The sequence below is a fragment of the Enterobacter sp. SLBN-59 genome (genome assembly GCF_024807915.1).
Lineage (GTDB): Bacteria > Pseudomonadota > Gammaproteobacteria > Enterobacterales > Enterobacteriaceae > Enterobacter > Enterobacter asburiae_B.
Map to the genome: position 1 here is coordinate 3,230,765 of NZ_JANUFI010000001.1, position 12,755 is coordinate 3,243,519.

Sequence of the window (12,755 nt, forward strand, 5' to 3'; positions counted from 1 at the left end):
ATGTCTCTGGCAAAAGCATCGGTGTGGACCGCCGCGTCCACGCTTGTAAAAATTGGCGCCGGGCTGCTGGTCGTCAAGCTGTTGGCCGTCTCATTTGGCCCCTCTGGTGTCGGGCTGGCAGGTAATTTCCGCCAGCTCGTTACCGTCCTTGGCGTGCTGGCCGGTGCCGGTATCTTTAACGGCGTCACCAAATACGTTGCGCAGTATCACGATGATGCGGCTCAGCTGCGCAGAGTGGTGGGTACCTCTTCGGCGATGGTCACGGGTTTTTCGACCCTGATGGCGATTGTCTTTCTGCTGGCGGCGGCGCCCATCAGCCAGGGATTGTTCGGGCACACCCATTATCAGGGGCTGGTGCGTCTGGTCGCGTTGGTTCAGATGGGCATTGCCTGGGCTAACCTGCTGCTGGCGCTGATGAAAGGTTTTCGTGATGCCGCCGGGAACGCGCTTGCCTTAATCCTGGGCAGCGTCATCGGCGTGATTGCCTATTACTTTTGCTATCGCCTGGGCGGCTATGAAGGCGCACTGCTGGGCCTGGCGCTGGTCCCGGCACTGGTTGTTGTGCCTGCGGCATTTATGCTGATGCGTCGGGGCGTCATCCCTCTGAGCTACCTGAAACCGCAATGGGACACGATGCTTGCCAGCCAGCTGGGTAAATTTACCCTGATGGCGCTCATCACCTCTGTTACGCTGCCGGTAGCCTACGTGATGATGCGAAATTTGCTGGCGGCGCATTATAGCTGGGATGAAGTGGGGATCTGGCAGGGCGTAAGCAGTATTTCCGACGCCTATCTCCAGTTTATTACGGCTTCCTTTAGCGTTTACCTGCTGCCAACCTTATCGCGTCTGACGTCCAGACAGGATATTACCCGTGAGATTTTCCGATCGCTGCGCTTTGTGCTGCCAGCCGTCGCGGCGGCCAGCTTTACCGTCTGGTTACTGCGCGATGTCGCCATCTGGCTGCTGTTCTCGGCGAAGTTCACCGCCATGCGCGATCTGTTTGCCTGGCAGCTGGTGGGTGATGTGCTGAAAGTGGGTGCTTACGTTTTTGGCTATCTGGTGATTGCAAAAGCGTCCCTGCGGATGTATATCCTGGCGGAAATTAGCCAGTTTGCGTTACTGACAGCATTTTCACACTGGCTGATACCCGCGCACGGTGCGCTGGGGGCGGCTCAGGCCTACATGGCAACCTATATCGTTTATTTCGCCGCCTGTTGCGGCGTATTTTTATTGTGGCGTAAACGCGCATGACTGCACTGATTCACATCCTGGGATCGGATATCCCACACCATAACCAGACCGTTTTGCGGTTCTTCAACGACGAGCTGGCATCGGGTAATCCTGATGCGCGTGAGTTTATGGTTGCAGGTCAGGATAAGGGCCTGAGCGAGGCGTTTCCGGCGCTGACGATTCGCTTCTGGCCGGATAAGGCCGCGCTGGCGAAGGCGGTCGTTGCCAGAGCCAAAGCGGATCGTAAGCAACGTTTCTTTTTCCACGGGCAGTTCAATACCGGCCTGTGGCTGGCGCTGCTCAGCGGGGGGATTAAACCCTCCCAGTGCAGCTGGCATATCTGGGGAGCCGATCTCTACGAAGTCTCCCGCGGCTGGAAATTCCGTCTTTTCTATCCGCTGCGCCGCATGGCGCAGGGGCGCGTGGGCTGTGTGTTTGCCACCCGTGGCGATCTCAACTATTTTGCTAAACAGCATCCGAACGTGCGCGGAGAACTGCTCTATTTCCCAACCCGCATGGATCCGGCCCTGAACGCCATGGCGAATGACGCGGTGCGTGAAGGCAAGCTGACGATCCTGGTGGGGAATTCCGGCGATCGCAGTAACGAACACGTCGCGGCGCTCAGGGCGGTGCATCAGCAGTTCGGCGACACGGTGAACGTGGTGGTGCCGATGGGCTATCCTGCCAACAACGACGCCTATATTGCTGAGGTTCGCCAGCAGGGACTTGCGCTGTTTAGTGCAGAAAATCTGCACATCCTCAGCGATAGGCTGGAATTTGATGAGTATCTTGCGCTGCTGAGAAAATGCGATCTTGGCTATTTCATCTTTGCCCGACAGCAGGGAATCGGCACGCTGTGTCTGCTGATTCAGGCGGGTGTACCGTGCGTGCTCAACCGCGACAACCCGTTCTGGCAGGACATGGCCGAGCAGCATATTCCGGTGCTGTTTACCTCAGACACGCTGAATGTCGAGGTGGTACGGGAAGCCCAACGCCAGCTCACGCTGGTGGATAAAAATAGCATCGATTTTTTCAGCCCGAATTACCTCACGCCGTGGCACCGTGCGCTGCGTATCGCTTCAGGAGACAAAGCATGAGTCAGTTGCAATTCAGCGGCTTACTAGTTGTCTGGCTTCTGAGCGCCCTGTTTATCGCCACGCTCACCTGGTTTGAATTCCGCCGGATACGCTTCAACTTTAACGTTTTCTTCTCGTTACTGTTTCTGCTGACCTTCTTTTTCGGCTTCCCGCTGACCAGCATTCTGGTCTTCCGTTTTGACGTGAGCGTCGCGCCGCCGGAAATCCTGCTCCAGGCGCTTCTGGCGGCAACCTGCTTCTATGCCGTCTACTACGTCACCTATAAAACGCGTCTGCGTTCAGCGCAGGCTGCTGCCCCGCGCCGGCCGCTTTTTACCATGAATCGGGTGGAAACCCACCTGACGTGGGTGATGCTGATGACCATCGCCCTGGTCAGCGTCGGTATCTTCTTCATGCATAACGGCTTTCTGCTGTTTAAGCTCCACTCCTACAGCCAGATTTTTTCGGCCGAAGTCTCGGGCGTGGCGCTTAAGCGATTCTTCTACTTCTTCATTCCGGCGATGCTGGTGGTCTTTTTCCTGCGCCAGGACAGCAAAGCGTGGCTGTTTTTCCTGGTCAGCACCGTCGCGTTTGGCATTCTGACCTACATGATTGTGGGCGGCACGCGCGCGAACATTATCATCGCCTTCGCCATCTTCCTGTTTATCGGCATCATCCGCGGCTGGATCTCGCTGTGGATGCTGGTTGCGGCAGGCGTGTTTGGCATTGTGGGGATGTTCTGGCTGGCGCTGAAGCGCTACGGGATGAACGTGGCGGGCGATGAGGCGTTTTACACGTTCCTCTACCTGACGCGCGATACCTTCTCGCCGTGGGAAAACCTGGCATTGCTGCTGCAAAACTACGACAAGATTGATTTCCAGGGGCTGGCGCCGATTGTTCGAGACTTCTACGTCTTTATCCCTTCCTGGCTATGGCCGGACCGGCCCGGCGTGGTGCTTAACACGGCGAATTACTTTACCTGGGAAGTGCTGAACAACCATTCCGGTCTGGCAATCTCGCCAACGCTGATTGGTTCCCTGGTGGTGATGGGGGGGGCGTGGTTCATTCTGCCCGGGGCGGTTGCCGTGGGGCTGATTATCAAGTGGTTCGACTGGCTTTACCTGCGCGGCAACGAAGAGACCAACCGCTATAAAGCCGCCATTTTGCACAGTTTCTGCTTTGGTGCCATTTTCAATATGATCGTTCTGGCGCGCGAAGGGCTGGACTCGTTCGTTTCGCGCGTGGTGTTCTTCATGGTCGTTTTCGGCCTCTGCCTGTTGCTGGCCAAACTGTTGTACTGGCTGTTTGACAGCGCAGGTCTTGTGCACAAGCGCGAACGGCAGGGCAGCACAACGCTGTCGCAAGTCTGAGTAAGGATAGTAATGACTGATAAAATTTCTGCACCGCGCTACGCGCTACGTGGCCTGCAGCTTATTGGCTGGCGCGACATGCAGCACGCGCTGGACTTTCTGTTCGCCGACGGCCAGATGAAATCCGGTACGCTGGTGGCCATCAACGCGGAAAAAATGCTGGCGGTTGAGGATAATGCGGAAGTCAAAAGCCTGATTGAAGCGGCTGAATTTAAATACGCGGACGGGATCAGCGTGGTCCGCTCTATCCGTAAAAAGTATCCTGACGCTAATGTATCCCGCGTGGCGGGGGCCGATCTCTGGGAGCAGCTTATGGCCCGCGCAGGTGCACAGGGTACGCCCGTGTTCCTGATTGGCGGAAAGCCGGAGATACTGGCCCAGACGGAGGAGAAACTGCGTCGTCAATGGAATGTTAATATTGTCGGCAGCCAGGATGGTTACTTCAAACCGGAAGATCGACAGGCTCTGTTTGAGCGCGTTCGTGACAGCGGGGCGAAAATTGTCACCGTGGCGATGGGCTCCCCGCGCCAGGAGATCCTGATGCGCGACTGCCGTCTGGTCTGTCCTGATGCCCTCTACATGGGCGTCGGCGGCACGTACGACGTCTTTACCGGCCACGTTAAGCGTGCGCCAAAGGTCTGGCAAAATCTGGGGCTGGAGTGGCTGTACCGCCTGCTATCGCAACCGACGCGCATTAAACGACAGATCCGTCTGCTTCGCTACCTCGCCTGGCATTACACCGGGAAAATGTAATCAAAATGTAGCGCGATATGCTATTCGCGCTGCAACTCGCCTGCAAAACTGCTGATAATCTGTGCAATGCATTCATTTTTTTAATGCATCGTTTGCCATTTGGCAGATTTTAGGAAACCATTCGCTCCGTATTTTAGTACCCCTAAAAAACAATACCCGGTATTAAGCCGGGAAACAGCAAACACAATCGAGGATCTATGGCAGAGAAACAACCGGAGCTACAGCGTGGGCTGGAAGCTCGTCATATTGAACTGATAGCGCTGGGCGGCACTATCGGCGTGGGCCTGTTTATGGGCTCCGCAAGCACGCTCAAATGGGCAGGCCCTTCCGTATTACTGGCGTATATTATCGCCGGGCTGTTTGTTTTCTTCATTATGCGTTCCATGGGCGAAATGCTCTTCCTGGAGCCGGTAACCGGCTCTTTCGCCGTTTACGCGCATCGCTATATGAGCCCGTTCTTCGGCTACCTGACGGCCTGGTCATACTGGTTTATGTGGATGGCGGTGGGCATCTCAGAGATCACCGCGATAGGGGTCTACGTCCAGTTCTGGTTCCCGGACATGGTCCAGTGGATACCCGCGCTCATTGCCGTGGGGCTGGTGGCGCTGGCAAACCTGGCCGCCGTGCGCCTTTACGGTGAAATTGAGTTCTGGTTCGCAATGATCAAAGTCACCACGATTATCGTGATGATTATCGTCGGCCTGGGCGTGATTTTCTTCGGCTTTGGCAACGGTGGACACGCTCTCGGCTTTGGCAACCTGACCGAAAACGGCGGCTTCTTCGCCGGCGGCTGGAAGGGCTTCCTGACGGCGCTGTGTATCGTTGTGGCCTCGTATCAGGGCGTGGAGCTGATCGGTATTACCGCCGGTGAAGCGAAAAACCCGCAGGTCACGCTGCGTAGCGCGGTAGGCAAAGTGCTGTGGCGTATCCTGATTTTCTATGTGGGCGCGATCTTCGTCATCGTGACCATCTTCCCGTGGAACGAAATTGGCACGACGGGTAGCCCGTTTGTTTTAACCTTCGCCAAAATTGGTATCACGGCGGCGGCGGGTATCATCAACTTTGTGGTCCTGACGGCAGCGCTGTCAGGCTGTAACAGCGGGATGTACAGCTGCGGGCGTATGCTCTATGCGCTTTCGAAGAATAACCAGCTGCCTGCGGCGATGAGTAAAGTCTCACGTGCCGGCGTACCGGTGGCGGGTGTGGCGGTCTCCATTGTAATCCTGCTGATTGGCTCTTGCCTGAATTACATCATTCCTAACCCGCAGCGCGTGTTCGTTTACGTCTACAGCGCCAGCGTACTGCCGGGCATGGTGCCGTGGTTTGTTATCCTCATCAGCCAGCTGCGTTTCCGCCATGCGCATAAAAAAGCGATCGAAAGCCATCCGTTCCGCTCAATTCTGTTCCCCTATGCGAACTATTTGACGATGGCGTTCCTGATTTGCGTATTAATCGGCATGTACTTTAATGAAGATACCCGCATGTCGCTGTTTGTCGGGATGATCTTCCTGGCGGCTGTAACGGCTGCATATAAGCTTTTTGGCCTGGGTCGCCGCGGCACCACGCAGAAAGTGGAGGAATAAGCGGCAAAATGTGCAAACCATAACCAAACGCGCATTTTTTTCAAAAAAGCACTAGACAGCGGGGACGGAGGTACGTAATATCCAGCCCCGCAACGGCGCTAAGCGCCCGTAGCTCAGCTGGATAGAGCGCTGCCCTCCGGAGGCAGAGGTCTCAGGTTCGAATCCTGTCGGGCGCGCCATTTTAGTCCCGGCGCTAGAGCTGCGGTGGTCTGAGAAGTAGTCAGTACCGCGTGAAAGAATACAGTGGTGGCTATAGCTCAGTTGGTAGAGCCCTGGATTGTGATTCCAGTTGTCGTGGGTTCGAATCCCATTAGCCACCCCATTATTTGAAAGAGTTGTGAATTGCGAAGGTGGCGGAATTGGTAGACGCGCTAGCTTCAGGTGTTAGTGTCCTTTGGATGTGGGGGTTCGAGTCCCCCCCCTCGCACCACGACTTTTTAAATGAATTGAACTAAAAATTCAAAAAGCAGTACATCGGCGAGTAGCGCAGCTTGGTAGCGCAACTGGTTTGGGACCAGTGGGTCGGAGGTTCGAATCCTCTCTCGCCGACCAATTTTGAACCCCGCTTCGGCGGGGTTTTTTGTTTTCTGCGAGCTCTCATTCCTGTAGTCATGCCCCGACAGCGCCCTTTTTCTTTGTCGCAATCCAGCGACATGCAAATCATTGAAAATTAAACAAATAATTATTTATGGGTTTTGCTGTCTCCTCCTGGCGACATATTCCCGCCTTTTCCCGATACGTTGTAGAGCCTAAGACGGCGCCAGGCAGCATAATTTCCTTTTATCTTAAAATGTTGCGTCATGTAAAAGTTCTGGGTGTCATGTTGGCACGTTACGTGCAATAATATGCGTGTAGATGCTCATTCCATCTCTTATGTTCGCCTTAGTGCCTCATAAACTCAGGAATGACGCAGAGCCATTTACGGTGCTTATCGTCCACTGACAGATGTCGCTTCGGCCTCATCAGACACCATGGACACAACGTTGAGTGAAGCACCAAATATGTTGTCTTACAGACCTGTTTTAACGCCTGCTTTTATAGCAGGCGTTTTTTTATGCCTTATTCCCGATACAGGCGCATGATCAGGGCAACCATCAGCAGGGCCGATACAGAGACAGCATAGAGCGCCTGTACGGAGCCAAACCCTGAAGCTACCGCCGCTGCAATGCCGGTGAAAAGAGAGGCGCTGAGCGTTTGCCAGCGCCAGGCTTTACCGCTGGCCGAAGCGGTTTGCGTGAGAGGAAAACTACTAAGTACCCCAAACGTGCCCGCTGCGAAGAGAACATTCGAGGCCAGATGCGCGATAAAGATCATCCCCAGCGCGCATACCGTCCACCCGGACAAAAACGGCAGCATGCCATAAGCGGTCAGAAAGATGCTCAGGCAAACGATTATTCGCGGCGTGTGGGCCGCAATGCGCATCAGGCTCTCTTTTTTTAGCAGCAGGGGGCCACAAAGCTGCCCCAGACTCCTCGCGAAAAGCAGAGGCAAAGCAAGGCCCGCCGCATCCTGAGGACTAAGCTGCTGGGCCAGTGCCGGAAGAAGCGCCATCGCCGGTGAGCCGACGGCAGCCAGCGCCGGCAGGATGAGCAGGCTGCGTTTTTGCCGAACGGTCAACGCCTGCCAGCGTAATGTTGCAGAAACTCCCCTTTCCATAGCGGTGGGATGTGGTGCCGGATAAAACCGGCGCCCAGCCAGCCATAGTAGTACTAATGAGCCCAGAAAGCTGGCGGCATCAATAGCCAGCAGGGTAAACACGGATGTCTTCTGAAACAGCACCACGCCCAGGCCGGTCCCTAACAACACCTGAGAAGCAAAAATCACATTTTCCAGACAGGTTGCAGCGGGCAACTCCGCTTCGCTGAGACCGCGCTTAAAGAGCAATGTCAGCGCGGGCCAGCTCATCCCGCTGAGCAGGGCTTCGGTGGATTGCACGGTGAGCAATGCGGCAACGCTGTGGTAACCCACACCAAGCAGGGGAAAGAGCAGGGCGAGCAGGCCCAGCCCCTCGGTCAGTATCAGCAGGGATATCGGCGAAAAGCGTGAGCATAGCTTTTCGCCAAAGATACTGCCGATGAACCCTGGTACCGTAGCGAAAAGAAAAGCGAGTGTGAGCAGAGCGGGCGGGGCTGACCACGCCAGCAGCAAACCGAAGACCACGACCTGGGTTAAGCCATTCCCCAGTGAAGAAAAGATAAAAGCACAGGCAAGCAGGCGCAGCCAGCGGTGGCAGCGCAGCGCCTGGATAAGCGCATACAAAAGCGAGTTCATTGAGATTTCCTTTCAAAAACGATTTAGTCCACGCTGCAAAATGTGCGCGTGTGTGAAAAAAGGTTAATGAAAAGACATCGTTACATTGGCGGATTCGTTTGCGGATGTGGGTGCAAAGAATGTAGCAGGAGAAAGGCGATAAAAAAAGGAGACCCTCTGGCCTCCTTTTTATTTACTGCTGCGTACCGTTATTTTGCAGCGTTAGCAGCAATCCGTCACGCCGCATGGCGGCTGCCTCTTCCGGCTTGTGCTGCTTGTCCAGCGTATCGGCAAGCCACGCGTAGTCAAACGCGTCCGGACGCTGCTTCAGCGCCGCGCGGAAGGCGAGGCTCGCCTCCTGCCATTCTCCGTGCTTCATCAGCGACTGACCGAGCGTGCTCCACAGCAGCGGGCGGTCACCGACGGTTTTAATCTGCTGACGCAGCACTTTTTCGATTTGCTCAGGATTATTGGTTTTCAGGCGCGGGATCACCATCACCAGACGATCGTCATACTGGCGCTTCAGGCCATCGAGGAGGATCTCCTGAGCCGTGTCATGATCGTCACATTCAATAAGATGTTCCGCCATGGCGACCTGCAGAGGAACCTGCTGGCGCGTCTTACGGCTCTGATTCTTCCACCACGTTTTCAGACCGTCGCTGCCCAGGTCGGCGCGCGCCTGATCCATCAGGCCAATCCATGCCAGACGCTGAAGTTCATCACGATGTTCATCGTCGCCCACCTCGGCCTTCGCCATCGACGGAATGATGTCCAGCAGCGAACCCCAGGCGCCGGTACGAATATACGCCTGCTCGGCAAGACGCAGCACTTCCGGATGACGTGGCGCCACTTCCAGCAGGCGATCGATACCGTGACGCGCCGCGTGATTTTCATTGCGCGCCAGCTGCAGGCGAACGCGCGTGATCTCTACAGGAATCGGGTCGCCTTGAGCCAGCTCAGCCGCCCGCTCCAGATGCTGATTGGCGCGGGCTTCGTCACCGCGCTGCTGCGCCGCTTCGGCAGCGAGCAGATAATTCACTACCGGCTGTTCGGCATGGTCGGCGTTTTTCGACATCAGCTTTTCAACCTGCTGATAGTCACCCTCGGCAAGCTTAAGCAGCGCCTGTTCGGTCTGCTTGCGGGCGCGGCGGCGTTTACGGCCAACGAACCAGCCGCGCGTGTGGGCACCGGTGCGGAAAATACGGCGCAGGATCCACTCGATCGCAAACAGCACCAACACGCCGAGGATCAGAATGATCGTCAGGCCGGTTACGCTGGTTTCAATGTTGTAGTTATCCGTCTGGATCAGGACGTAACCCTGATGACCCGCAAGCATAGGTCCCAGCACGATCCCGGCGATCAGCAGGATGAAGAGTAAGAGAACTTTTAGCATCATTACTCTCCTTGTGGTGCGCTTTCAGGCGCCGGAGCCGGAGCCGGAGCCGGAGCCGGAGCCGGAGCAGGTGCCGCTCCGCCCGACGGCTCTGCCGGTACGCCCGGCTGCGCCAGCAGGTTACGTACGCGCGTCTGCATCAGTTTCTCCAGAATCGGCTGGCTGGCCAGCTTATCCGGCACGTTCATGGTGATGTTCTGCTGGCTCAGCTTATCAATGTCTTCGAGGAAGGCGGTGGTCGTCGCATCATCGGTGTTGTAGTAGGCGCGTACCCACGTCGAGACGTTATCCAGCGCCTGTTTGTACGTCTCTTCCTGATGACGCGGCACGGCCTGAGCCGCCACCAGCAGGCGGGAACGAATGTTTTCGCGCAGATAGATATCCTGGTTCGGCGCCAGCAGCGGCACGGCGGTTTCGTCGCGACGGCGGATAGTGATGAAGCTGTCCATAAAGTTCTGCCAGCTTTTCTGCAGGTTTATGCGCCATTCGCTCAGGGAGCTGGAAAGCTCGGTACCGTCGGAATCCATCGGGGAATCGTCGTCGTTGTTATCCGCCAGCTGCAGGTTATCAATCTGATTCGACAGCTGGTTCACCTTAAGGATAATGCCGTCGTAATCCACCTGCGAGACGGCGGAGAGGCTGGCGATGTCCTCGGTGATCGCGCGGCGGGCCGCGATAAGGCTCGGGTCGTTCATGTCTGCCAGGCTCGCATCGGCGCTTTTCAGCAGCGCGGCGGCAGTGGTGACGTCCTGATCGCTCCAGAGCTTACGTCCGGCGAGCTTCACCAGGAAGTCAGCCTGCGAGAGCAGCCAGGTTTTGGCATCGGTACCGGAAATCGTGGCGACTTTCTGCTGCACGTCGCCCAGCTGTTTAGCCAGCTCTTCCTGTTTGCTGTTCGCCTCGGCAAGCGCGGCGGCCTGCTGCTTAATCACCGTTTCGAGCTCGGTTTTCTGCGTCTCCTGCGCTTTTTGCAGGGCAGTGAGCTGATTCACCAGCGCATCGCTGGTGGACGTCTGGTTAGCACCCTGTTGCTTCACCAGGCCGTAAAGGCCAACCCCTGCTGCCAGCGCAATGGCGATGGCAATCGCGCTCAGCGCGAGGCTCGTTTTGTTGCTGCCGTTTTTCTTCTCAGCGGTTTTCTCAGTCGTCTCTGGCTGTGGCGTCGTCTCCACAGTCTCCCTGGTCTCTTCAACCACGGCGGAGGATTTGTCGTGTTCCGTCATTATGGCTTCCCATTTGAGAGTTATTGTAATGCGCGCAGCAGCGCATCGTTGTCGGCGTTATCAGCGATCCGAATATCCTGCCAGCCCAGTTCCCGGGCCTGGTTCGCCAGACGCTCACTGACGACCAGAAGCCGACAGCGGAGTAACCAGTTTTCGCGATACCAAAGCGGTATCAGCGACCAAAGCTGTTGTAACATTTCACCGCTGGTGACCACCAGCGTATTAATGCCGCGCGCGTGCCAGCGCATCGCCTCTTCCGCGCCATCGTAGTGTTTTGCACAGCGCTGATAGCACTCAACGAACGTTACGTCTGCACCGCGTTCACGCAGCGTTTCGCCCAGCAGTTCGCGGCCACCGTTGCCGCGCAAAATGAGCGCACGCTTTCCGGCAATAGTTTGTAATTCAGGTAATTGTAGCAAGACTTCGCTGATTTCCCGATCTAACGGGTAACGAACGTCCGCGCTGCTTACGGTATGCAGCGCCAGTGCCGTTGTGCGGCCAATCGCGAAATAGCGGGGGGCAAGTGGCCAGGCTAAACCCTGCTGTTGCAGCTGCGCGTGGGCAAATTCCACGGCATGTTGCGACAGCGCAAACAGCAGGTCGCCTTCCTGAAGGGTATTCATCTGGTCGGCGAGCGCAGAGAGCTCCCGACCGGGGGAGAATTCAATGAGCGGAAAACTCCAGGCCACCTGCCCCAGTGTGCGCAGACGGCTCACTAACTGCTCTCCTGCGGGAGAAGGGCGGGTGACAAGAATACTCATGCAGGGGGCTCTCCATTATAAACGTCAGCCAGAATCTCGCGGGCGCCGTTATCCAGCAGCTCTTCCGCCAGCGACACGCCAAGCTGCTCGGCATCTTGCGCTTTACCGCGACGTTCGCCGCGTACCATCTGGGAACCGTCCGGAGCGCCCACCAGCGCGCGCAGCCACAGTTCACCTTCTGTTAATTCAGCATAGCTGCCAATCGGTACCTGACATCCTCCTTCGAGGCGGGTATTCATCGCACGCTCGGCTTTTACGCGGATAGCGGTCTCGTCATGGTTCAGCGGTGCGAGCAGTTCGCGGGTACGCGCATCGTCCAGACGGCACTCGATGCCGACGGCGCCCTGGCCTACGGCTGGCAGCGACAGTTCTGGCGGCAACGCCACGCGAATGCGCGACTCCAGTCCCAGACGCTTGAGGCCGGCAACGGCGAGGATAATGGCATCGTAATCGCCGTTATCCAGCTTGCCCAGACGCGTACCGACGTTACCGCGCAGCGAGCGAATGATCAGGTCAGGACGACGTTCCGCCAGCTGACACTGACGGCGTAAACTGGACGTGCCAACCACGCTACCCTTCGGCAGCGCGTCGAGGGAGTCATAGTGGTTAGAGACAAACGCATCGCGCGGATCTTCGCGCTCGCAGATGGTCACCAGCCCCAGCCCTTCCGGGAACTCGACGGGCACGTCTTTCATTGAATGTACGGCGATATCGGCGCGGTTCTCAAGCAATGCCAGTTCCAGTTCTTTGACAAACAGGCCTTTGCCGCCCACTTTCGCCAGGGGCGTATCGAGGATCACGTCACCGCGCGTGACCATCGGCACCAGCTCGACGCGCAATCCACTGTGGCAGGCTTCAAGGCGCTGCTTCACATAATGTGCCTGCCAGAGCGCGAGGGGGCTTTGGCGTGTGGCAATTCTCAAAACATTGTCTAACATGCTTGTTACCGTCATTATCAATCGCTAACCATCCTAACATTGTTGACTCTGGGATGGCAGTTTTACGGTTGATGAAGCGTGAGAGGGACAAGGCGGCGTATTCGTCAGCCATAGCCGTATTCAGGAATTTACACGTACAGAACGGTGCTACACTTGTATGTAGCGCATCTTTCTTTAC

The 12,755-nt window shown here is 56.6% G+C and carries 10 protein-coding genes and 4 tRNA genes; 9 read left to right on the forward strand and 5 right to left on the reverse strand.

The window, feature by feature from the left end; all coding sequences use genetic code 11:
* The 9 genes from wzxE (at window position 1) to M2422_RS15400 (ending at window position 6,564) form a co-directional block, all read left to right on the forward strand.
* Entirely contained in the window at window positions 1-1,251 is a 1,251-nt protein-coding gene (gene wzxE / locus M2422_RS15360; RefSeq protein WP_045888450.1) for a lipid III flippase WzxE, read from the forward strand.
* Window positions 1,248-2,327, forward strand: coding sequence for a TDP-N-acetylfucosamine:lipid II N-acetylfucosaminyltransferase (locus tag M2422_RS15365; protein ID WP_033146909.1), 1,080 nt, complete (start codon window positions 1,248-1,250; stop codon window positions 2,325-2,327). Before wzxE ends, M2422_RS15365 begins: the two co-directional genes overlap by 4 nt.
* Window positions 2,324-3,676: an ECA oligosaccharide polymerase gene (gene wzyE / locus M2422_RS15370; RefSeq protein ID WP_064673091.1), complete on the forward strand. Its 1,353-nt coding sequence runs from the start codon at window positions 2,324-2,326 to the stop codon at window positions 3,674-3,676. The genes M2422_RS15365 and wzyE overlap by 4 nt, the downstream gene beginning before the upstream one ends.
* 12 nt (window positions 3,677-3,688) lie before the next feature.
* A complete protein-coding gene (wecG, locus tag M2422_RS15375) occupies window positions 3,689-4,429 on the forward strand; it encodes a lipopolysaccharide N-acetylmannosaminouronosyltransferase (protein ID WP_029739560.1) in 741 nt (246 codons plus the stop codon).
* A gap of 197 nt (window positions 4,430-4,626) precedes the next feature.
* Window positions 4,627-6,012 carry an amino acid permease gene (locus M2422_RS15380; protein ID WP_064673090.1) on the forward strand — a complete coding sequence of 462 codons (1,386 nt, stop codon included), beginning with the start codon at window positions 4,627-4,629 and terminating at the stop codon, window positions 6,010-6,012.
* 102 nt (window positions 6,013-6,114) lie between these two features.
* Window positions 6,115-6,191: transfer RNA gene (locus tag M2422_RS15385), tRNA-Arg, on the forward strand.
* Between the two features lie 67 nt (window positions 6,192-6,258).
* Window positions 6,259-6,334: transfer RNA gene (locus M2422_RS15390), tRNA-His, on the forward strand.
* Window positions 6,335-6,356: 22 nt separating this feature from the next.
* A tRNA-Leu gene (locus M2422_RS15395) sits at window positions 6,357-6,442 on the forward strand.
* Between the two features lie 45 nt (window positions 6,443-6,487).
* Window positions 6,488-6,564: transfer RNA gene (locus M2422_RS15400), tRNA-Pro, on the forward strand.
* A 507-nt stretch (window positions 6,565-7,071) separates the two neighbouring features.
* On the opposite strand, the gene M2422_RS15405 is transcribed toward M2422_RS15400, so the two are convergent.
* From M2422_RS15405 to hemC, 5 genes are all read right to left on the reverse strand, one after another.
* Window positions 7,072-8,283 carry a hypothetical protein gene (locus tag M2422_RS15405; RefSeq protein ID WP_064673089.1) on the reverse strand — a complete coding sequence of 404 codons (1,212 nt, stop codon included), beginning with the start codon at window positions 8,281-8,283 and terminating at the stop codon, window positions 7,072-7,074.
* Window positions 8,284-8,455: 172 nt separating this feature from the next.
* Window positions 8,456-9,655 (reverse strand): protoheme IX biogenesis protein HemY, encoded by a 1,200-nt coding sequence (gene hemY, locus M2422_RS15410; RefSeq protein ID WP_064673088.1) that lies wholly within the window; start codon window positions 9,653-9,655, stop codon window positions 8,456-8,458.
* A gap of 2 nt (window positions 9,656-9,657) precedes the next feature.
* A complete protein-coding gene (hemX, locus tag M2422_RS15415; RefSeq protein ID WP_259141417.1) occupies window positions 9,658-10,878 on the reverse strand; it encodes a uroporphyrinogen-III C-methyltransferase in 1,221 nt (406 codons plus the stop codon).
* A 20-nt stretch (window positions 10,879-10,898) separates the two neighbouring features.
* Window positions 10,899-11,639: a uroporphyrinogen-III synthase gene (hemD, locus tag M2422_RS15420; protein WP_033146904.1), complete on the reverse strand. Its 741-nt coding sequence runs from the start codon at window positions 11,637-11,639 to the stop codon at window positions 10,899-10,901.
* A complete protein-coding gene (gene hemC, locus M2422_RS15425; RefSeq protein ID WP_059347446.1) occupies window positions 11,636-12,577 on the reverse strand; it encodes a hydroxymethylbilane synthase in 942 nt (313 codons plus the stop codon). The genes hemD and hemC overlap by 4 nt, the downstream gene beginning before the upstream one ends.
* Between the last annotated feature and the right edge of the window lie 178 nt (window positions 12,578-12,755).

Bases quoted from the DNA above. Each gene is read 5' to 3' on its own strand.
- wzxE (WP_045888450.1), top strand. From the start codon at position 1: ATGTCTCTGGCAAAAGCATCGGTGTGGACCGCCGCGTCCACGCTTGTA.
- M2422_RS15365 (WP_033146909.1), top strand. From the start codon at position 1,248: ATGACTGCACTGATTCACATCCTGGGATCGGATATCCCACACCATAAC.
- wzyE (WP_064673091.1), top strand. From the start codon at position 2,324: ATGAGTCAGTTGCAATTCAGCGGCTTACTAGTTGTCTGGCTTCTGAGC.
- wecG (WP_029739560.1), top strand. From the start codon at position 3,689: ATGACTGATAAAATTTCTGCACCGCGCTACGCGCTACGTGGCCTGCAG.
- M2422_RS15380 (WP_064673090.1), top strand. From the start codon at position 4,627: ATGGCAGAGAAACAACCGGAGCTACAGCGTGGGCTGGAAGCTCGTCAT.
- M2422_RS15405 (WP_064673089.1), bottom strand. From the start codon at position 8,283: ATGAACTCGCTTTTGTATGCGCTTATCCAGGCGCTGCGCTGCCACCGC.
- hemY (WP_064673088.1), bottom strand. From the start codon at position 9,655: ATGCTAAAAGTTCTCTTACTCTTCATCCTGCTGATCGCCGGGATCGTG.
- hemX (WP_259141417.1), bottom strand. From the start codon at position 10,878: ATGACGGAACACGACAAATCCTCCGCCGTGGTTGAAGAGACCAGGGAG.
- hemD (WP_033146904.1), bottom strand. From the start codon at position 11,639: ATGAGTATTCTTGTCACCCGCCCTTCTCCCGCAGGAGAGCAGTTAGTG.
- hemC (WP_059347446.1), bottom strand. From the start codon at position 12,577: ATGTTAGACAATGTTTTGAGAATTGCCACACGCCAAAGCCCCCTCGCG.